The sequence below is a fragment of the Streptomyces sp. NPDC032091 genome (assembly GCF_055580265.1).
The window spans coordinates 47,117-66,085 of the sequence record NZ_JBVILR010000007.1; the positions used below are offsets into that span (position 1 = coordinate 47,117).

16 protein-coding genes, 4 tRNA genes and 1 other RNA gene are annotated in these 18,969 nt (G+C 73.2%); 10 read left to right on the forward strand and 11 right to left on the reverse strand.

The genetic code is table 11. The features are described from left to right. Positions 1 to 97: 97 nt before the first annotated feature. From purL to purS, 3 genes are read right to left on the reverse strand one after another with little or no spacing between them, the layout of a single operon-like run. Positions 98 to 2,347 (reverse strand): phosphoribosylformylglycinamidine synthase subunit PurL, encoded by a 2,250-nt coding sequence (gene purL, locus ACZ5NJ_RS13620; RefSeq protein WP_468765008.1) that lies wholly within the window; start codon positions 2,345 to 2,347, stop codon positions 98 to 100. Then, positions 2,344 to 3,024 (reverse strand): phosphoribosylformylglycinamidine synthase subunit PurQ, encoded by a 681-nt coding sequence (gene purQ, locus ACZ5NJ_RS13625; protein ID WP_468765009.1) that lies wholly within the window; start codon positions 3,022 to 3,024, stop codon positions 2,344 to 2,346. Before purQ ends, purL begins: the two co-directional genes overlap by 4 nt. A 2-nt stretch (positions 3,025 to 3,026) precedes the next feature. Then, positions 3,027 to 3,278, reverse strand: a complete 252-nt coding sequence (gene purS, locus ACZ5NJ_RS13630; protein WP_008740952.1) for a phosphoribosylformylglycinamidine synthase subunit PurS — start codon at positions 3,276 to 3,278, stop codon at positions 3,027 to 3,029. A 321-nt stretch (positions 3,279 to 3,599) separates the two neighbouring features. On the opposite strand from purS, the gene ACZ5NJ_RS13635 reads away from it, so the two are divergent. The 6 genes from ACZ5NJ_RS13635 (at position 3,600) to ACZ5NJ_RS13660 (ending at position 6,404) form a co-directional block, all read left to right on the forward strand. After that, on the forward strand, positions 3,600 to 3,917 hold the full coding sequence (locus tag ACZ5NJ_RS13635; protein ID WP_468765010.1) for a histone-like nucleoid-structuring protein Lsr2: 318 nt from the start codon (positions 3,600 to 3,602) through the stop codon (positions 3,915 to 3,917). An 87-nt stretch (positions 3,918 to 4,004) separates the two neighbouring features. Beyond that, positions 4,005 to 4,076, forward strand: a tRNA-Gly gene (locus ACZ5NJ_RS13640). Between the two features lie 81 nt (positions 4,077 to 4,157). Next, a tRNA-Gly gene (locus tag ACZ5NJ_RS13645) sits at positions 4,158 to 4,230 on the forward strand. Between the two features lie 224 nt (positions 4,231 to 4,454). Further along, on the forward strand, positions 4,455 to 5,699 hold the full coding sequence (locus ACZ5NJ_RS13650; protein WP_468765011.1) for a sensor histidine kinase: 1,245 nt from the start codon (positions 4,455 to 4,457) through the stop codon (positions 5,697 to 5,699). Beyond that, a complete protein-coding gene (locus ACZ5NJ_RS13655) occupies positions 5,696 to 6,307 on the forward strand; it encodes a response regulator (protein WP_468765012.1) in 612 nt (203 codons plus the stop codon). The genes ACZ5NJ_RS13650 and ACZ5NJ_RS13655 overlap by 4 nt, the downstream gene beginning before the upstream one ends. A 24-nt stretch (positions 6,308 to 6,331) precedes the next feature. Next, a tRNA-Gly gene (locus ACZ5NJ_RS13660) sits at positions 6,332 to 6,404 on the forward strand. Positions 6,405 to 6,448: 44 nt separating this feature from the next. On the opposite strand, the gene ACZ5NJ_RS13665 is transcribed toward ACZ5NJ_RS13660, so the two are convergent. The 6 genes from ACZ5NJ_RS13665 to ffs all read right to left on the reverse strand — a co-directional run bounded on the left by ACZ5NJ_RS13665 (position 6,449) and on the right by ffs (position 15,238). Further along, on the reverse strand, positions 6,449 to 7,351 hold the full coding sequence (locus tag ACZ5NJ_RS13665) for a phosphoribosylaminoimidazolesuccinocarboxamide synthase (RefSeq protein ID WP_468765013.1): 903 nt from the start codon (positions 7,349 to 7,351) through the stop codon (positions 6,449 to 6,451). Between the two features lie 113 nt (positions 7,352 to 7,464). Then, a complete protein-coding gene (locus tag ACZ5NJ_RS13670; protein WP_468765014.1) occupies positions 7,465 to 8,940 on the reverse strand; it encodes a N,N-dimethylformamidase beta subunit family domain-containing protein in 1,476 nt (491 codons plus the stop codon). Between the two features lie 231 nt (positions 8,941 to 9,171). Then, positions 9,172 to 11,133 carry a hypothetical protein gene (locus tag ACZ5NJ_RS13675; protein ID WP_468765015.1) on the reverse strand — a complete coding sequence of 654 codons (1,962 nt, stop codon included), beginning with the start codon at positions 11,131 to 11,133 and terminating at the stop codon, positions 9,172 to 9,174. Positions 11,134 to 11,454: 321 nt separating this feature from the next. Continuing rightward, positions 11,455 to 12,708 (reverse strand): phosphoribosylamine--glycine ligase, encoded by a 1,254-nt coding sequence (gene purD, locus ACZ5NJ_RS13680; RefSeq protein WP_468765016.1) that lies wholly within the window; start codon positions 12,706 to 12,708, stop codon positions 11,455 to 11,457. Positions 12,709 to 12,769: 61 nt separating this feature from the next. After that, positions 12,770 to 15,085 (reverse strand): DNA polymerase III subunit gamma and tau, encoded by a 2,316-nt coding sequence (locus tag ACZ5NJ_RS13685; protein ID WP_468765017.1) that lies wholly within the window; start codon positions 15,083 to 15,085, stop codon positions 12,770 to 12,772. A gap of 54 nt (positions 15,086 to 15,139) precedes the next feature. Next, positions 15,140 to 15,238, reverse strand: an RNA gene (gene ffs / locus ACZ5NJ_RS13690) — signal recognition particle sRNA small type. 120 nt (positions 15,239 to 15,358) lie between these two features. On the opposite strand from ffs, the gene ACZ5NJ_RS13695 reads away from it, so the two are divergent. Beyond that, positions 15,359 to 15,446: transfer RNA gene (locus ACZ5NJ_RS13695), tRNA-Ser, on the forward strand. 88 nt (positions 15,447 to 15,534) lie between these two features. Here ACZ5NJ_RS13695 and ACZ5NJ_RS13700 read toward each other — a convergent pair. Next, positions 15,535 to 16,221 (reverse strand): hypothetical protein, encoded by a 687-nt coding sequence (locus tag ACZ5NJ_RS13700; protein WP_468765019.1) that lies wholly within the window; start codon positions 16,219 to 16,221, stop codon positions 15,535 to 15,537. A 105-nt stretch (positions 16,222 to 16,326) separates the two neighbouring features. Here ACZ5NJ_RS13700 and ACZ5NJ_RS13705 point away from each other — a divergent pair, with 105 nt between their 5' ends. The 3 genes from ACZ5NJ_RS13705 (at position 16,327) to ACZ5NJ_RS13715 (ending at position 18,149) form a co-directional block, all read left to right on the forward strand. Then, positions 16,327 to 16,953 carry a TetR/AcrR family transcriptional regulator gene (locus ACZ5NJ_RS13705; RefSeq protein WP_468765020.1) on the forward strand — a complete coding sequence of 209 codons (627 nt, stop codon included), beginning with the start codon at positions 16,327 to 16,329 and terminating at the stop codon, positions 16,951 to 16,953. Positions 16,954 to 17,083: 130 nt separating this feature from the next. Then, positions 17,084 to 17,635, forward strand: a complete 552-nt coding sequence (locus ACZ5NJ_RS13710) for an NADPH-dependent FMN reductase (protein WP_468765021.1) — start codon at positions 17,084 to 17,086, stop codon at positions 17,633 to 17,635. A 70-nt stretch (positions 17,636 to 17,705) separates the two neighbouring features. Then, a complete protein-coding gene (locus tag ACZ5NJ_RS13715; protein ID WP_468765022.1) occupies positions 17,706 to 18,149 on the forward strand; it encodes a luciferase domain-containing protein in 444 nt (147 codons plus the stop codon). Positions 18,150 to 18,411: 262 nt separating this feature from the next. On the opposite strand, the gene ACZ5NJ_RS13720 is transcribed toward ACZ5NJ_RS13715, so the two are convergent. Next, positions 18,412 to 18,924 (reverse strand): PadR family transcriptional regulator, encoded by a 513-nt coding sequence (locus tag ACZ5NJ_RS13720; protein ID WP_468765023.1) that lies wholly within the window; start codon positions 18,922 to 18,924, stop codon positions 18,412 to 18,414. Positions 18,925 to 18,969 lie beyond the last annotated feature (45 nt).

Sequence of the window (18,969 nt, forward strand, 5' to 3'; positions counted from 1 at the left end):
CGGTGGGAGCGCCGGACGGCGGGAACGCCGGACGGCGGGAACGCGACGGGGCCCCGTCCACATGCCGTGGACGGGGCCCCGTACAGCCGGAGGGCGGTCAGGCCAGGAGGGACGGGATCGTGGCCTCGTGGGCTTCGCGGAGTTCCGTCAGGGGGAGGGTGAACTCGCCCTGGACCTCGATCTCCTCGCCGTCCACCACGCCGATGCGGGTGGCCGGCAGGCCCCGCGCGCCGCACATGTCGGTGAAGCGGAGCTCCTCGCTGCGCGGGACCGCCACGATGGCGCGGCCCGCGGACTCGGAGAAGAGGAAGGTGAACGCGTCCAGGCCCTCGGGGACGACGACCCGGGCGCCGTTGCCGCCCTTGAGGCAGGACTCGGCGAGCGCCTGGATGACGCCGCCGTCCGAGAGGTCGTGCGCCGCGTCGATCATGCCGTCGCGGGAGGCGGAGATCAGGATCTCGCCGAGCAGCTTCTCCCGGCCCAGGTCCACCTTGGGCGGCAGGCCGCCGAGGTGGTTGTGGACGACCTGCGACCACGCCGAGCCGCCGAACTCCTCGGCGGTGTCGCCCAGCAGGTAGAGCAGCTGGCCGGCCTCGGTGAAGGCCATCGGCGTGCGGCGGTTGACGTCGTCGATGACGCCGAGGACCGCCACGACCGGCGTCGGGTGGATCGCGACGTCGCCCGTCTGGTTGTAGAGGGAGACGTTGCCGCCGGTCACCGGGGTGCCCAGCTCCAGGCAGCCGTCCGCGAGGCCGCGGCAGGCCTCCGCGAACTGCCACATGACGTCCGGGTCCTCGGGGGAGCCGAAGTTCAGGCAGTCGGAGATCGCGAGCGGCTTGGCGCCGGTCGCGGCCACGTTGCGGTAGGACTCCGCCAGCGCCAGCTGCGCGCCCGCGTACGGGTCGAGCTTGGCGTAGCGGCCGTTGCCGTCGGTGGACAGGGCGACGCCGAGGTTGGATTCCTCGTCGATGCGGACCATGCCCGCGTCCTCGGGCTGCGACAGGACGGTGTTGCCCTGCACGAAGCGGTCGTACTGGTCGGTGACCCAGGACTTCGAGGCCTGGTTCGGGGAGGAGACCAGGGCCAGGACCTGCGCGCGGAGCTCCTCGGAGGTCTGCGGGCGGGGCAGCAGGCCGGCGTCGTCGGCCTGGAGGGCGTCCTGCCAGGAGGGGCGGGCGTACGGGCGCTGGTAGACCGGGCCCTCGTGGGCGACGGTGCCCGGGGGCACGTCGACGATCTGCTCGCCGTGCCAGAAGATCTCCAGGCGCTCGCCCTCGGTCACCTCACCGATGACGGTGGCGATGACGTCCCACTTCTCGCAGATCTCCATGAAGCGGTCGACGTGCTGCGGCTCGACGATCGCGCACATGCGCTCCTGCGACTCGCTCATGAGGATCTCCTCGGGCGAGAGCGTCGCGTCGCGCAGCGGCACGGTGTCCAGCTCGACGCGCATGCCGCCGGAGCCGGCCGAGGCCAGCTCGGACGTGGCGCAGGAGAGCCCGGCGCCGCCGAGGTCCTGGATGCCGGCGACCAGCTTCTCCTTGAAGATCTCCAGGGTGCACTCGATGAGGAGCTTCTCCTGGAAGGGGTCGCCGACCTGGACCGCCGGACGCTTGGTCGGCTTGGTGTCGTCGAAGGTCTCGGACGCGAGGACCGAGACGCCGCCGATGCCGTCGCCGCCGGTGCGGGCGCCGTAGAGGATGACCTTGTTGCCGGGGCCGGAGGCCTTGGCGAGGTGGATGTCCTCGTGCTTCATCACGCCGATGCAGCCGGCGTTGACCAGCGGGTTGCCCTGGTAGCACGCGTCGAAGACGACCTCGCCGCCGATGTTCGGCAGGCCCAGGCAGTTGCCGTAGCCGCCGATGCCGGCGACGACGCCCGGCAGGACGCGCTTGGTGTCGGGGTGGTCGGCCGCGCCGAAGCGCAGCGGGTCCACGACCGCGACCGGGCGGGCACCCATGGCCAGGATGTCGCGGACGATGCCGCCGATACCGGTGGCCGCGCCCTGGTAGGGCTCGATGTACGAGGGGTGGTTGTGCGACTCGACCTTGAAGGTGACCGCGTAGCCCTGGCCGACGTCGACGACGCCGGCGTTCTCGCCGATGCCGACGAGCATGGCGTCGTTCTCCGGGACCTTCTCGCCGAACTGGCGCAGGTGGACCTTGCTGCTCTTGTACGAGCAGTGCTCGGACCACATGACGGAGTACATGGCGAGCTCGGCGCCGGTGGGGCGGCGGCCGAGGATCTCGCGGATCCGGGCGTACTCGTCCTCCTTGAGGCCGAGCTCCTTCCAGGGCTGGGAGGCGTCCGGCGTCTCGGTGGCGTTCTTTACGGTGTCGAGGCTCATGCGCTGACCAGCTTCTTCAGGACCGACGTGAAGAACGGGAGGCCGTCGGTGCCGCCGGTCCCGATCAGCGGCTCGACCGCGTGCTCGGGGTGCGGCATGAGGCCGACGACGTTGCCCGCGGCGTTGGTGATGCCGGCGATGTCGCGGAGCGAGCCGTTGGGGTTCACGTCCAGGTACCGGAAGGCCACGCGGCCTTCGGCCTCCAGTTCGTCGAGCGTGCGCTCGTCGGCGACGTACCGGCCGTCCATGTTCTTGAGCGGGACCGAGATCTCCTGGCCCTGCTCGTAGTCGCCGGTCCAGGCGGTCTGCGCGTTCTCCACGCGCAGCTTCTGGTCGCGGCAGATGAAGTGGAGGTGGTTGTTGCGGAGCATCGCCCCCGGCAGCAGGTGGGCCTCGGTGAGGACCTGGAAGCCGTTGCAGATGCCGAGGACCGGCATGCCGGCCCTGGCCTGCTCGATGATGGTCTCCATCACCGGCGAGAAGCGGGAGATGGCCCCGGCGCGCAGGTAGTCCCCGTAGGAGAAGCCGCCCGCGAGGACGACCGCGTCGACCTGGTGCAGGTCCTTGTCGCGGTGCCACAGCGAGACCGGCTCGGCCCCGGCGAGGCGCACGGCGCGCAGCGAGTCACGGTCGTCGAGCGTTCCGGGGAACGTGACGACACCGATGCGAGTGGTCACCGTCAGGCCTCGACCTTCACGGTGAAGTCTTCGATGACGGTGTTGGCGAGGAACGTTTCGGCCATCTTGTGGATGCGGTCGAGGGCGGCCTGGTCGACCGGTCCCTCCACTTCCAGTTCGAAGCGCTTCCCCTGGCGGACGTCGGCGATCCCCTCGAAGCCCAGGCGCGGCAGTGCACGCTGCACCGCCTGGCCCTGGGGGTCGAGGATCTCCGGCTTGAGCATGACGTCGACTACGACGCGTGCCACTGGCACTCCCGATGAGGTGGTTGGTGCAAGGCGGTTCCCTCAGCGTACCCGGCCGAAATTTCTACGCGGGTAGATATCGGGCGGTGGTGAGCGGCGCGCGGTTTCGGCTTCACCAACGCTTCGCAAAATCCACCGGAAAACCACTCGCCCGGGATTGCGGCGGGACACGCGGGAGGAATTAACTGGGCTTCGCAATTCAATGAGAATCGCGGTACAAAGGAATCAGCCGGGATTCCTACGGTTTGACGTATTCCACCGAAACATCCACACAGGCGACATCACCGCACGTCAGCACGCGCGGCGAGGCGCACGAAGGGACCGATATCCGTGGCGCAGCGCGTAGTAGTCACGATCTCCGACGACCTCGACGGCGGAGAAGCGGCGGAAACGGTCACGTTCGCCCTGGACGGGAAGTCCTACGAGATCGACCTCAATGTGGCGAACGCAAAGAAACTGCGGAAGGGCCTGGCCCCCTTCGTCGCCGCCGGCCGGCGCCAGTCCCGCTCGGGCAAGGTGTTCAAGCACACGGCCGTCGCCCCGGACCCGGCGGTCGTCCGGGCCTGGGCGCGCTCCAACGGGCACGACGTGCCTCCGCGCGGCCGCATCCCCAAGGCGGTCTACGCGGCCTACAACGAAGCCCACTGACCCCGGATTTGCCAGGCACCCCCTCCGATCGGCTAGTGTGTGGATCACGCCGAGGGGCCGGGCCGGAAGGCCGGGAACCGAAGTCGTGCGGGTGTAGTTCAGTAGCAGAACACCCCCCTTCCAGGGGGGAGGCGCAGTGTGCAATCCCTGTCACCCGCTCTGCAGCGCTTTACCGACCACGGTCGTGGATCAGGTAGAGTGAGGCACACAGTGAACGGCCCACAAGCCGTCGCTGGGTATGCGGACGTAGCTCAGTTGGTAGAGCACCACCTTGCCAAGGTGGATGTCGCGCGTTCGAGTCGCGTCGTCCGCTCAGATGACAAAGGCCCCGATCTCCGATCGGGGCCTTTGTCGTTGTGCCGCCGCCCGGCCGTTGTGTCGCAGCTCACTTTCCGATGACAAATGTCATCGGCGGTCATGACAGCGCGCACCGCTCCCCCGCCCCGCTGGCCCGGATCATGGTCACGGTGTTTGCTGACGTCGGCGGTTCCGCCGGGAACCGCGACGTCAGGCAGAGGGAAGCCGGGGGGACGGGCCGTGTCGAAGCTGACCGGGTGGTGGAAGAACCGCAGCAGTGCGGGCAAGGTCGAGGTGTACACGCGCTGGTCGTTCCACTTCTTCGTGCTCGTGGAGATCTTCTCCTTCGGGTCGATGAGCTTCACGGTCCGCGACCCGGCCGCCCCGAGGCCGTTGACCGGGGCGGTGACGGCGTTCCTGGTGGTCTGCGCGCACTCCGTGCTCGTCGGGTTCCTCTCCTCCCGCGCCCTGGACGGCGTGACCGGCCGCCGCGAACGGCCGGTGCGGCCGGCGGTGGTGACGGCCGCCGTCACCACCGCGGTCGTCCTGCTCTTCCTCTGCATGCGCCGCTTCGGCGCGCTCGACCCCGCCGCGACGCCCGGCCTGGTGATGGGGGTGAGCTGCTTCGGCTGCGGCTCCCTCGTGCTGACCATGGAGAAGGTCCGGCACATGAAGTACGTGCCGCCGGCCGCCGCGGCCGGGACCGCGGCGGCCGTCGCCGCGCTCGGCCTGTCGCCGAAGGAGGTCTTCGGATACTTCCTCGGGGTGCTGGTGACCTGCGCCTTCCTCGCCTTCACCTGCGGTTTCTCCGGCTGGCTGCTGCGGACCGTCTACGAGCTCGACCACGCCCGGGAGATCCAGGCCCGGCTGGCCGTCGCGGAGGAGCGGCTGCGGTTCGGGCGGGACCTGCACGACGTGATGGGCCGCAACCTGGCGGTCATCGCCCTCAAGAGCGAGCTGGCGGTGCAGCTGGCGCGGCGCGAACGCCCCGAGGCCGTCGACCAGATGATCGAGGTGCAGCGGATCGCGCGCGAGTCGCAGCGGGAGGTGCGCGACGTGGTGCGCGGCTACCGGGAGGCGGACCTCTCCGTGGAGCTGGAGGGTGCCCGCGGGGTACTGAGCGCGGCCGGGATGGACTGCCGGGTCGACTGCGTGACGGCCGCGCGGGAGCTGCCGGCCGAGGTGCAGTCGGCGCTCGGCTGGGTGGTCCGGGAGGCGACCACGAACGTCCTGCGGCACGGGGACGCCCGCAGTTGCCTGATCCGGCTGACGGACCGGGAGGCCCGGGGCACCCTGACCCTGCTGGTGGAGAACGACGGGGTGCCCGAGGTCCCCGCCGGGCCGCCCGGATCCGGGCTCGCGGGGCTGCGGGAGCGGCTCGCGGCCGTGGACGGGACCCTGCACGCGGGACCGGCCGGGGACGGCCGGTTCCGGCTGCGGGCCGAGATACCCCTGGAAGCACGACGAGTGGAGGTGCGGGCGTGAGCCCTGTACGGGTACTGCTGGCCGACGACGAACACCTGATCCGGGGCGCGCTGGCCGCCCTGCTGGGCCTGGAGGACGATCTGGTGGTCGTCGCCGAGGCGGCCTCCGGGCCGGAGGCGCTGGCCATGGCACGGGCGCACCGGCCCGACGTGGCGGTGCTGGACCTCCAGATGCCGGGGGCCGACGGTGTGAGCGTGGCCACATCGCTGCGGGCCGAACTGCCCGACTGCAAGGTCATGATCGTGACCAGTCACGGCCGTCCCGGACACCTGAAGCGGGCCCTCGCGGCGGGGGTGCGGGCCTTCGCGCCGAAGACGGTCTCGGCGCAGCGGCTGGCCGAGCTGATCCGGACCGTGCACGGCGGAGGCCGGTACGTGGACCCGGAATTGGCGGCCGACGCGATCAGCGCCGGGGACTCCCCGCTGACCGCCCGCGAGGCCGAGGTGCTGGAACTCGCGGCGGACGGGGCACCCATCGCGGAGATCGCGGAGCGGGCCTCGCTGTCGCAGGGGACCGTACGGAACTACCTGTCCTCGGCCGCGACGAAGCTGGGCGCCGAGAACCGGCACACGGCAGTGCGTCTCGCCCGGTCCCGGGGTTGGGTATAGTAGGTGTCGCGCCAAGGCGCACAGGCGGACATAGCTCAGTTGGTAGAGCACCACCTTGCCAAGGTGGATGTCGCGCGTTCGAGTCGCGTTGTCCGCTCAGCGAACGAAGGCCCCGATCGGTTGATCGGGGCCTTCGTCGTATCAGCTCCAGGTCTGGCCGGTCAGGCGCTCGTAGGCCTCGACGTACTTGGCGCGGGTCTGCGCCACGACCTCCTGCGGAAGGACCGGCGGCGGGAGCTCGCCCTTGGAGTCCCAGCCGGAGGCCGGGGAGGCCAGCCAGTCGCGGACGTACTGCTTGTCGAACGAGGGCTGCGTGCGGCCCGGCTGCCACTGGTCGGCGGGCCAGAAGCGGGAGGAGTCCGGGGTCAGGACCTCGTCGGCGGCGACGAGCGTGCCGTCCTTGTCGAAGCCGAACTCGAACTTGGTGTCCGCGAGGATGATGCCGCGCTCGCGGGCGATGTCGCGGGCCCGCCCGTACACGGCGAGGGTGGTCTGGCGCAGCAGCGCGGCCGTCTCGGCGCCGGTGGTGCGGGCGACCTCCTCGTAGGAGACGTTCTCGTCGTGGTCGCCGACCTCGGCCTTGGCGGCCGGGGTGAAGATCGGGGCGGGCAGCTCGGAGCCGTCCACCAGGCCCTCGGGGAGGGCGAGCCCGCAGACCGTGCGGGACTGGACGTACTCCTTGAGGCCGGAGCCGGTGAGGTAGCCGCGGGCCACGCACTCGACGGGCACCATGTCGAGGCTCTTGCAGACCAGCGTGCGGCCCTCCCAGTCGGCGGGGGCGCCGGCGGGCAGGTCCGTGCCGATGACGTGGTTCGGGACCAGGTCCTTGAGCTGCTCGAACCACCAGAGGGAGAGCTGCGTGAGGATGCGGCCCTTCTCCGGGATCTCGGTGGGCAGCACCCAGTCGGCGGCGGAGATGCGGTCGCTGGCGACCATGACGAGGTTGCCGTCCTCGTCGCGGTAGAGGTCGCGGACCTTGCCGGTGTGGAGGTGGACGAGGCCGGGCACCTGCACCGGCTCGGGCTTTTCGACGAATCCGGGCACGGGGTCTCCCTGTGGTTCTGTACGAGCGCGGGGCGCTGGACCATTCTCCCGCACGGGATGCCGTGCCCCGGGCAGGGGGTGCGCCGGTCCCGGCCGGGGGTGGCCCGGCTGCCTCAGTCGCGCTTGCAGATCCGGTCGAGGAGGTTGGCGGTCGCCCGCTGGATCCGTTCGTCCACGTGGCCGGGGCGGTCCAGGGCGGGGGACCAGGCGAAGGTGCCGGAGGCGAAGACGAGGGCCCCGCTGGGGGCGCGGTAGAGGGAGGTCTCCTGGTGGCGCTTGGCGCCCTCGCCGTCGAGGTAGGGGGAGTGGGCGAGCAGGATCCGGTCCTGGTGCTCGGGCAGCTGGGTGCGCGGGAAGTAGCGGTCGGCCTCGCCCGCCACCAGCCCGTCCAGCTCGTCGTTCTCGGCGGCGCCGGTGGAGTCCCAGAGCCAGTGCGTGGCGTTGCGGACGACCAGGGGCGCGGGCTCGGGGACGCGGCCCGCGTACTGGATGCCGAGCAGTTGCTGTTCCGGGCGGTCGACCTCCCGCCACAGGCTGGGGCGGCCGGGGCCGCGACGTTTTCGGCAGGTCAGGAGCCGGTCGGGGACTCCTGAGGCGGAGGGGGCCAGCTCGACCTGCCAGTACATGGTGTTGGCGGAGAGGAAGACGAGCGAGGTGCCGTGGTCCCGGGCGCGCTCGGCGGTGCGGCGCATGGGCAGGGACCAGTACTCGTCGTGGCCGGGGAAGACCAGGCCGCGGTAGCGGGTGGGGTCGACGCGGCCGGCGTGCAGGTCGCGGGTGTCGGCGTAGGCGAGGTCGTAGCCGTAGCGCTCGGCCCAGCGGATGAAGTCGTAGGCGTGGCCCACGTGCAGGGGGAGGCCGGCGCCGGCGTAGGGGCGGTCGAAGGAGACGGTGATGGCGGCGTCCTGCTCGCCGAGGAGCCGGCCCTCCTCGTCCCAGGCGTGGTAGAGGCTGGCGCCGGTGCGGCCGTCCTCGGGGTAGAGGTTGTAGGCCTGCCAGGTGATGTCCGGGAGCAGGAGCAGGAGGTCCGCGCGGTGGTCGTCGCGGACGGTGAAGGGGATGTGGGAGCGGTAGCCGTCGGCGGTGGTGAGGACGGCCACGTAGGCGCCGATGCTCCAGTACGAGGGGACCTGGAGCCGCCAGGACTGCCACCAGTGGTGGCAGGAGACCGTGCGGTCGGCGGTGAGCGGGGGCGGCTGGACGATGCCGGACAGCCGGGGGCTGGTGGTGATCTTGGAGGCGCCGTCGCCGCCGTAGTGGCCGATGCGGTAGACGTCGACCTGGAACTGCTGGGGCGGGTCGACGGTGATGTGGAAGTCGATGGCCTCGCCCGGGGCGACGGCTCCGGTGGAGGCGAAGCCCTTGATCTGCCGGTGGACGTCGTCGGCGGTGCGGGGGCCGCCCCCTCGGGTGGGGGAGGCCCGGCCGGGGGCCAGGGCCGGGTCCACGTACCAGGGGACGACCTGGCCCGTGTCGTCGAAGTAGACCTCGCTGCCCCGGAACCAGGGCAGCGGGCCCTGGCCGAAGGGGTCGTTCACGGCGTGCGCGAGCGCACCCGATTCCCACCGCCGGATCTGTTCCGGACCCATTGCGCTCCCCTCCCTCGCGCCCCCCGAACGCGTTCTCGACACGGTGGCGCGGCGGGATTCGGACACCCGCGTCGCGACCGGTCCCAGCACATCACATAACGCACGCACTCCGTCACCGTTCGTCGCGAATTGACGGGAACGGAACCCGACACGCCGCTTTGTGCGGCTGCGGGCGGGCCGCGCCGGGGGGGGTTCCCAGGGGCCGGGGGGCCGGGGGCCCGGGTCGGGGGCTCAGAGCAGGCGGACGGGCTTCTCCGGGCGGACGCCCAGTTCCGCCAGCCAGTCGCGGAGGGGGGCCGGGTCTCCGTCCTCGACGAGGGAGAGGACCCTGGGGGCCAGGTCCGCCCGGCGTTCGCCGCCGACCAGCAGGACCGGGCCGTCGAGCCAGTCCAGGCCGGGGTCGGCGCCCGCCGAGTCCACGGCCGCGCAGCAGACCAGGGCGGTCACGTGGTCGGCGAGCAGGTCCCGGCCGCTGCGCGGGGGCTGGAGCGGGAACAGCGGGAGGGTGTCGGCGCCCCTGCCGGGGCCGGCCCGGTGGGTGCCGGCGGTACGTTCCTCCCGCGCGAGGTCCCCGCTGAGCCGGCCCGCCAGGGCCTCCCCGGCGGCTCCGTCCCCGGCGGGGTCCGTGAGGTAGCCGAGCACCCGCTCCAGCGTCGGCCCGCCGAAGGCGTCGCAGAGGGGCAGGGGCCCGGGGTCGGCGGTGGCGACGCCCTGGGCGCCGGCGGATGCCACCGCGTGGGGGCCGCCCTGTACCGCCTGGGCGAGGGCGGCGGCCCGGGCGGTCGCTGCGCCGTGGGCGAGGGCGGGGGCGGCGGCCTGGGCCTCGGCGTCGGCCTGGCCGGTGGCCGTCGCCGCCGAGGCCGGGGACTGCGCGGCCGGGGAGGCGGGGGAGGCGGGGGGCTGTGCGGCCGGGGTGGTCGGCGGGTGGGCGGAGTCACCGGCTGCGGGGCGCTCCGGGGCGGCCGGGTGGGCGGAGTCACGGGCCGCGGGGTGTTCCGGGGCGGCCGGGGACGCGGTGGGCGGGAGGGCGCCGGAGGGGACGGAGAGGGCGTCGAGGGCCGTGTGGAGGCGGGCGGCCTCCACGCGCCACTTGCGGTCGACGACCTCCTCCGGGTAGGCCGCCCAGTCCACCGGGGACCACTCCGGCCCGGCCTCGGCGGGCCCGCCGTGGAACAGCCGGGCCGCCAGCAGCGAGGCGGCCTCGTCGATCAGTCCGGGCTGCTCCAGCAGATCGCAAGCGGGGCGCTCGCCGAGCCGGGAGGCGAAACCGTCCGCCAGCCGGTCGCGCCTGGACAGCTCGGTCAGGGCGGAGACGACCCCCGCGTCGAGGTGCGCGGGCCAGCGGCCCATCCGCCAGGCCGGCAGCGCGACCCGGGTCAGCAGCCGGTCCCAGCCGGCGTACGCCAAGCCGACCTGCTCCTGCGCGGCGGTGCGCAGCGCCCGGTCCACACCCTGTGCGCGCTCCGAGGCGGCCGCGGCCACTCCGCGCTCCATCTCGGCGGCGTCCGTCCCGCACAGCCGCAGCAGCAGCCGGGCGGGCCGGGCGACGAGCCAGCCCAGGCCTGGCCTGCCGCCCACGTCCACCGCGGCGTCCAGCCCCCGGACGAAACCGCGGGCGTCGGCTATGTCCGGGTGCGCGGAGGGCCCCGTACCGGCGACGACGGGCGCGAGGAGGGCCCGTAGCTCCGCGACCCGCATCCACCACAGGAACGGCGAGCCGATGACCAGCACCGGCGCCGCGCCGGCCGCCGACTCGGGGCCGCCCGGCCCGGCTATGCCGGCGGACGTGTACCCGCCGCCCCGGCGGTGCGCGGCGTGGCTGCGGTCCTCCAGCCAGCTGTCGCAGTCCGGGGTCAGGGCTATCGCGGAGGGCGCGGGCACGCCCATGCGGTCGGCCAGGTCCCGTACGAGCCGGTACAGGTCGGGCGCGGCGGCCTCGGGCAACGGCACGGTGGGCGTCACGGCGGGGCTCGCCCGCAGCACCACGGCACCGAAGATCCCGCCCGCCAGCAGCACCAGCGCGGCCACCGCGCAGACCGCCAGGGTCACGGCGGGCCAGGGGTCACCGGCCAGCCGGCCCGTCATCCGGGCGGCGACCAGCACCACCGCGAGGGCGGCGGGCAGCAGCACGGCGGCCAGCGCCCTGCTGCGGACCCGCAGCACGGCGAGGGCCCGGGAGCGCGCGGACGGCACGCCCACTTCTGCGATCGAACCGGTTCCGGACACGGCCGGACCTCACCCCCTCTGCCCTGCGGCGGCTTTGCTCACTCCCCCACTGTGACACCCGCCACTGACATCGCAATGCCGGTGGGCCATGTGCCGGAATGCTTGCGCCGCACCCTAGTTGGGGCGCACGCGGCCGTCAGGCGGACAAGGGGACCATCACCCGATGGAATGGCTTTGGGCAAAGGTGGGTGCGCCGGAGAGCCTCCGGAGGCAGGCGCACGCGGGCGCACGCGAGGGCCCGGTGCGCGCTGTCGCGCCCCGGGCCCCCGGTGGTCACATGCCTGCCGGTCAGCGGCCCTCGGCCGCCTTGGCGGCGATGTCCGTACGGTGCTGGGAACCGTCGAGCCGGATCCGCGCGACGGCCTTATACGCCCTCTCGCGGGCCTGCGCCAGGTCGGACCCGGTCGCCGTCACCGACAGCACGCGGCCGCCCGCGCTGACGACGGTGTCGCCCTCCTGCCGGGTCCCGGCGTGCAGCACGTACGCCTCGGGGCCGTCCTCGGCGGCCACCTCGGCGAGGCCCTCGATCGGGTCGCCGGTGCGCGGGGTGCCGGGGTAGTTGTGCGAGGCGACGACGACCGTGACGGCGGCCTCGTCGCTCCAGGTCAGCGGCGGGAGCGTGTCCAGCGTGCCGTTCGCCGCGCCCAGCAGCACCGCCGCGAGGGGGGTGCGCAGCCGGGCGAGGACGACCTGGGTCTCGGGGTCGCCGAAGCGGGCGTTGAACTCGATCACCCGGGTGCCGCGGCCGGTGAGGGCGAGACCGGCGTAGAGCAGGCCGGAGAAGGGGGTGCCGCGGTGGCGGAGCTCGTCCACGGTCGGCTGGAGGACGGTCTCCATGACCTCGTCGACCAGCTTCGGGTCGGCCCACGGGAGCGGGGAGTACGCGCCCATGCCGCCGGTGTTGGGGCCCTGGTCGCCGTCGAGCGCGCGCTTGAAGTCCTGGGCCGGCTGGAGCGGCAGCACGGTGACGCCGTCGGTGATGGCGAAGAGGGAGACCTCGGGGCCGTCGAGGTACTCCTCGATGACCACGCGCTCGCAGGCGGCGGCGTGCTCGCGGGCGGCCTCGCGGTCGTCGGTGACCACGACGCCCTTGCCGGCGGCGAGGCCGTCGTCCTTGACCACGTACGGGGCGCCGAACGCGTCGAGGGCCGCGTCGACCTCCTCGGCGGTGGTGCAGACGTAGCTGCGGGCGGTCGGGACGCCGGCGGCGGCCATCACGTCCTTGGCGAAGGCCTTGGAGCCCTCCAGCCGTGCCGCCTCGCCGGAGGGGCCGAAGACGGGGATGCCGGCCGCGCGGACGGCGTCGCCGACCCCGGCGACCAGCGGCGCCTCCGGGCCGACGACGACCAGGTCGGCGCCGAGTTCCGTGGCGAGCGCGGTGACCGCGGCGCCGTCGAGGGCGTCGACCGGGCGCAGCTCCGCCACCTCGGCGATGCCGGCGTTGCCGGGGGCGCAGTACAGCGCGGAGACGTCGGGGTCGAGGGACAGAGAGCGGCACAGGGCGTGTTCGCGGGCGCCGCCGCCGATGACGAGGACCTTCACGCCGCCCAGGGTAGCCCGGACGGGGTGGCCGGTTTCGTGCGGCCACCCCAATACCGGGCCCCTACTCGTTCGTGTATTCCTCCACAACGGTCGCTCCGAGCTCGCGCACGATCAGCTCGTGCCCGGTCAGGGCGCTGTCGACGAGGTCCGGATCGTCCGCCTCGGGCACGTCGTCCTCGGGGGCGACCGGCGGGGGCGCCTGCCGGACGGGGGGCTGCGGTGCGGCCGACGCCTGCGGGGCCGGCGGTTGCGACGACTGCTGTTGCGGGGCGGGGGCCTGCGGGGACGGCGGCGGGCTGTGGGCGGGCGCCGGGGGCGGGCTGTAGGCCGGGGCGGGCGGGGCCCCGTACGAGGGCGCCGAGGGAGCGGGGCCCCCTCCGCCCACGACGGCGTCGATCTTCCAGTGCACCTGGAACTGCTCGGCGAGCACCGCCTTGAGGACGTCCTCGCTGCCGCTGCTGGCGAAGTTGTCGCGGGCTCCGGGATTGGGGAAGCCGAGCTGGAGGGTGGTCCCGTCGAAGCCGGTGACCTGGGCGTTCTGGCTGAGCAGGATCCAGGTGAAGCGCCGGCGGTTCTTGACGGCCTCCAGCACGCCGGGCCACATCGCCTGTACCTGTCCGGCACCGGCCGCCATCTCGGCGGAGGGCGCGCCGGAGCCGGCCGCGGCGGGCGCGGCCTGCGCCGCCGGGGCGGGTGCCGGCGCGGGTGTCCGTACCGGGCCGCCGCTGCCGGGCGCGGCGGCGGTCGGCCAGGCCCCGGCGGCGGGAGCGGCCGGGGCACCGGCGCCGGCGCCCGGCCAGGCACCGGGAGCGGGCGCGGATGCGGGCGTCGAAGCGGCGGGTGCGCCGACGCCGGGCTGGGCCGCCCCGGGCCAGGCGCCGGGCGCCTGCGCGGGGGCCCCGCCGCCCGGCTGGGCGGCGCCGGGCCAGGCACCGGCGGCCTGCGCCGGCGCGGCCTGGGCCTGTACGGGAGCGGCGGTCTCGGCGGCAGCGGGGGCGGGCGCGGGAGCCTGGACGGGCTCGCCAACCGGCGCCGGCACCGCCACGGGAGCGGGAGCGGGCGCCTGCGCCGGTCCGGCATCCGCCGCGGGACCCCGTACGGCGGCACGCGCGGCGGCGACCCCGCCACCGGGCCCGGCCGGGGCCATGCCGTGCGCGTCGGGCGCGGGCACGTAGCCCATGGCGGGCGGGGCGGCGGCGAAGGCGGCACCGGCGGGCGGACCGCTGCGCTCCAGCCGGTCGAGCCGGGCCTGCAGGGAGCGCTCGTCGTCGAAGGCGGCCGGGAGCAGCACGCGGGCGCAGATCAGCTCCAGCTGGAGGCGCGGCGAGGTGGCGCCGCGCATCTCCGTCAGCCCGGTGTTGACCAGGTCGGCGGCGCGGCTGAGCTCGGCGGCGCCGAACACCGACGCCTGGGCCTGCATCCGCTCCACCACGTCGGCGGGGGCGTCGATGAGCCCCTTCTCCGCAGCGTCGGGCACCGCGGCGAGAATCACCAGGTCGCGGAGCCGCTCCAGCAGGTCGGCGACGAACCGGCGCGGGTCGTTCCCGCCCTCGACCACCCGGTCGACGACCTCGAAGGCGGCGGCGCCGTCCCCGGCGGCGAAGGCGTCCACGACGGAGTCGAGCAGCGACCCCTCCGTGTAGCCGAGGAGGGACGTGGCCATGGCATACGTCACACCCTCCTCACCGGCACCGGCGAGGAGCTGGTCCATGACGGACATGGAGTCACGCACGGACCCGGCGCCCGCGCGCACCACCAGCGGCAGCACCCCGTCCTCGACCTGGGCGCCCTCGCGGCCGCACACCTCGCCGAGGTAGTCGCGCAGGGTGCCGGGCGGCACGAGCCGGAAGGGGTAGTGGTGGGTGCGCGACCGGATGGTCCCGATGACCTTCTCGGGTTCGGTGGTCGCGAAGATGAACTTGAGGTGCTCCGGCGGCTCCTCGACCACCTTCAGCAGGGCGTTGAAGCCCGCCGAGGTGACCATGTGGGCCTCGTCGATGATGTAGATCTTGTAGCGGCTGGACGCGGGGCCGAAGAAGGCCTTCTCGCGCAGGTCGCGGGCGTCGTCGACACCGCCGTGCGAAGCGGCGTCGATCTCGATCACGTCGATGGAGCCGGGGCCGTTGCGCGCCAGGTCCCGGCAGGACTGGCACACGCCGCAGGGGTCGGGAGTGGGACCCTGCTCACAGTTGAGGCAGCGGGCCAGGATGCGCGCGCTGGTCGTCTTTCCACATCCGCGCGGCCCGCTGAACAGGTACGCGTGATTGACCCGGTTGTTCCGCAGGGCCTGCATCAGCGGGACAGTGACATGCTCCTGCCCGATGACCTCGGCGAACGACTCGGGGCGATAGCGGCGGTACAGCGCAAGGGACGACACGTCTACGAGGTTATCCGGGCCCACCGACAACAGCCGCCCGCCGCCGCCCCCGGAACGCAAAGCGCCCCTCACGCACCCGCCAGAGCCCACTTACCCTTGCTGCCTTCCGGCCCTGGGGGAGTTGGGTGAGATAGCGCCACGTGAGGGGCTGGGCCCCACCCTAGCGGATGGAACCCCCCGGAATCGACCCCGCCCCGGCCGCGCTCCCCCGCCCCGACCCCCGATCCGGATCGTGTTCGCGAGCACCCCTCAACGTCTTGTATTGTTTGCGGCGGAGGATTCGCCTAGAGGCCTAGGGCGCACGCTTGGAAAGCGTGTTGGGGGCAACCCCTCACGAGTTCGAATCTCGTATCCTCCGCCAGCCCAGAGGGCCGGACCGCATCAGCGGCCCGGCCCTCTGGCGTTTCCCCGTCTCGGATTCCGTCGCGGTTTCCGTCGCGGTTTCCGTCTCAGTTCGCGCCTCGGCCCGCTTCCCGCTTCGCGTCCCGTTCCTTCAGGAGGAGGCGGCGGGTCGTCCAGGCCGCCGCCGCCAGGGCGAAGCCGTAGACGGACACCAGGCCGTGGCCGTTGTCCTGGGCAAGCCACATCGCGAGGCCGAGCAGCGGGACGCCGGCCGCCAGGGCGATCTCCTTGGGCCGGCGGGCCCGGGTGAGGAACGCGAGGGCGAGGGTGGCGCCGAGGAAGTAGGTGGCGCCGGAGCTGCCGGCGAAGTTGCGCGGGTCGGTGGCGGGGCCGTCGCCGAGGCCGAGCAGGGCGTCGATCCGGCCGGGCAGCAGGATGCCGGCGAGGAAGAAGCCGAGGGTGAGCCCACCGCCCCAGTACCACTGGGCGAGCGCGGCGACGGCGGCGAGGGTGAGGAGGTTCCACAGGCCGCCGAACAGGCCGCCGTTCTGCATGAACACCGAGGTGAACTCACGCCACCAGCCGGACTTGGCGGGGTCGGCGTCCAGCGCGTCCATGGCGCCGGGCCACACCAGCTGGAGCAGGACGCCGCCGACGGCCAGCCCGGTCAGGCCGAGGGCCGCCCACGGGAGGCGCCGTCCGCGCAGGGTGTCGCGGCCGAGCACGCCCAGACCGCAGTTGACCATCATGACCATCAGCGCGGCCGTGGTCGCGTTGAAGACGATCGCCTCCATGCCCGACCCTCCCCCCAGCTCGTTTCCAACACCGTTGGAAAAATCCGACGACGCCAAGCTAGCACGTTTTCCAACGGTGTTGGAAAACCTTGTACGGTGGAACGCATGAAGCTCACCAAGGAGCGCATCGTCGCCGCGGGCATGGCCGTCTTCGCAGAGGTCGGCTACCAGAACCTGTCCATGCGCCAGGTCGCCGACCGCCTGGACACCCACGCGGGCAGCCTCTACTACCACGTGCGCGGGAAGGAGGAACTGCTCGCCCTGATGGCCGACCGGGTCTGCTGCCAGGCCTACGACGCCGGCACCGAGGCCCTCGCCGCCCTCCCGCCCACCGCCGGCTGGCAGGACCGCGTCGAAGCCCAGGCCGCCACCCTGCGCCGGGTCATCGCACAGCACCCCGGCGGCGCCCAGCTGCTCGCCGAGAGCCCCGGCACGCTCAGCACCGGCGCCCTGTCCCTGATGGAACGCCTGCTGCGCACCCTCCTCGACGCCGGCCTGCCCGCCGACCGCTGCGGCATCGCCGCCGACACCCTGCTCAGCCACGTCACCGGGTTCGTGCTCCAGGAGCAGAACCAGCCGGCGGCGCCGCCGGCCGTCACCGCCGAGCTGTACGCCGACCTGCTCGCCCGGTTCCCCCTGGTCATGGGGACCTCCGTACAACGCCTGGGCCAGGACGAGAAGTTCGTCCGCAGCGTCCGCCTGCTCTGCGCCGGCTTCGCCGCACCGGTCTAGGCGGCCCTCGGCGGTGCGGCCTCCAGCGATGCTCGACGAGGAGTCCGGCGCCGGCGCCTACCGTCGGGACGGGATCGCGGTGTCCGCCGCGTCCATCGCCCTCAGGCGTCTCTCAATTAGGAGTCCGACCATGACCGTTCGCGTCCTCGCCCTCGTCGGCAGCCTCCGGGCCGGCTCGCACAACCGACAGCTCGCCGAGGCGGCCGTCAAGCACGCCCCCGGTCACGTCTCCGTCGACATTCACGAGGGCCTCGCCGAGATCCCGTTCTACAACGAGGACATCGACGTCGAAGGTTCCGTGCCCGCTCCGGCGGTGGCCCTGCGGGAGGCCGTGTCCGGTGCGGACGCGCTCCTGCTCGTCTCCCCCGAGTACAACGGCACCATCCCCGCCGTGCTGAAGAACGCGATCGACTGGCTGTCCCGCCCGTACGGGACCGGCGCCATCACCGGCAAGCCGGTCGCCGTCATCGGCACCGCCTTCGGCAGCTACGGCGGCGTGTGGGCGCAGGACGAGGCCCGCAAGTCCGCCGGTGTCGCCGGTGGCGCGGTGCTGGAGGACGTCCGTCTCTCCGTCGCCGGTTCCGTCACCCGTTTCGCCACCACCCACCCCGCCGACGACGCCGAGATCGCCACCGCGGTCCTGGAGGTCCTGGAGCAGCTGGCCACCAAGGCGAACGCCTGACGCACCCGCGCCGAAGCTCCGTAGGACCGCCACGCTGCGGCCGGGCCACCGGCCGGAAAGGAACACCGCCATGCTCACCCTGACTCCCCGCGAGGGCGCGGCCCCGAAGGTCTTCGGCCCGGCCCCGCACGGCCAGGGCTCCCAGATCTCCCCGATCATGCTGCAGGAGGAGCTGTGGGGGCGGATGCGGGCGCTGCCGTACGTGTACATGGCGCCCACCCTCGTCTCGGTCCCGCACGCCCGGGCGCTCTTCCTGCCCGAGGGCGTCGGCACGGGCCCCGCGGAGGCCTTCCAGCGCGGGAGGGAGTGGGCGCACATCCACCCCCACCACGACGGCTCGCTCCACCTCACGCTCCCGAAGGAGGCGGAGGAGGACGTGATCACCGCGGGCTGGGGCGTGCACCACCCGGTCCAGGCGGTGACGCTCGTGTACGGGCCGCGGAGCTATGCGGAACTGGAGACGGTCTGGAAGATCGTCCACTTCTCGTACCGGTACGCCGTCGGCATGAAGTGACCCTTCGGGAACCTCCGCCACGAGAGGGCCGGACCGCGACCGCGGTCCGGCCCTCTCGCGTCGGAGGGCGGGGGCTGCCGTCGCCGCATGGGAGCGGCCGGGGGGAGCCCCGGTACGCCGCCTGCCCGCACTGCGCCGGCCGGGTTGAGCTGCTCACCGACGACTGGGACCCCGTCGAGCACGGTTCGCCCGCGCGCTGGGTGGCCACCGCCTCGTGGTGGTGGGCGGCAAGTTCTGACGGGCCGGGCAGGATCCGGACGTCCTAGCCGAGTTGGCCGGCCGCCCAGGCCGCCCACTCACGCTTCATCTCATTGAGGCGCAGGCCGTACTCCAGGGCGATGCGGCCGTACACCGACAGCCGGTCGTCGCCCCAGTCGACGGACCGCTCCAGCGCGCGGAGGTCCTCGTACTCGCGCGCGGCCGTCTCCATCAGCCCGGTGAGGTACGCGCCCGCCTGGTCCGCCGGGAGCACGCCGAGGAAGAAGACCCGTAGGAGGACGTCACTGCGGGTGGTGCGCTGGGGCGTGGTCTCGGTGAGCCAGTGGCGCAGTTCGGCCAGGCCCTCGTCGGTGAGGGTGTACTCCTTGCGGCCGCGCGGCCCTTCCGCCGAGACGCCGATCAGCCCGGCGGCGGCGAGTTTGGCCAGCTCGCCGTACATCTGGCTCTGGGTGGCGGGCCAGACGTTGGCCAGCGAGGTCTCGAAGCGCTTCAGCAGGTCGTAGCCGCTGGCGGGGCGTTCGGAGAGGAGACCGAGGAGGGCGTGTCGAAGGCTCATACCCCTCACCTTACATTCCATCCTTGACATGTCACTCTTGGAAGG

What these genes read in the sequence shown, in the direction of transcription:
- purL (WP_468765008.1), bottom strand. Translation starts at nt 2,347, where the DNA reads ATGAGCCTCGACACCGTAAAGAACGCCACCGAGACGCCGGACGCCTCC.
- ACZ5NJ_RS13670 (WP_468765014.1), bottom strand. Translation starts at nt 8,940, where the DNA reads ATGGGTCCGGAACAGATCCGGCGGTGGGAATCGGGTGCGCTCGCGCAC.
- ACZ5NJ_RS13700 (WP_468765019.1), bottom strand. Translation starts at nt 16,221, where the DNA reads ATGGAGGCGATCGTCTTCAACGCGACCACGGCCGCGCTGATGGTCATG.
- ACZ5NJ_RS13705 (WP_468765020.1), top strand. Translation starts at nt 16,327, where the DNA reads ATGAAGCTCACCAAGGAGCGCATCGTCGCCGCGGGCATGGCCGTCTTC.
- ACZ5NJ_RS13710 (WP_468765021.1), top strand. Translation starts at nt 17,084, where the DNA reads ATGACCGTTCGCGTCCTCGCCCTCGTCGGCAGCCTCCGGGCCGGCTCG.
- ACZ5NJ_RS13715 (WP_468765022.1), top strand. Translation starts at nt 17,706, where the DNA reads ATGCTCACCCTGACTCCCCGCGAGGGCGCGGCCCCGAAGGTCTTCGGC.
- ACZ5NJ_RS13720 (WP_468765023.1), bottom strand. Translation starts at nt 18,924, where the DNA reads ATGAGCCTTCGACACGCCCTCCTCGGTCTCCTCTCCGAACGCCCCGCC.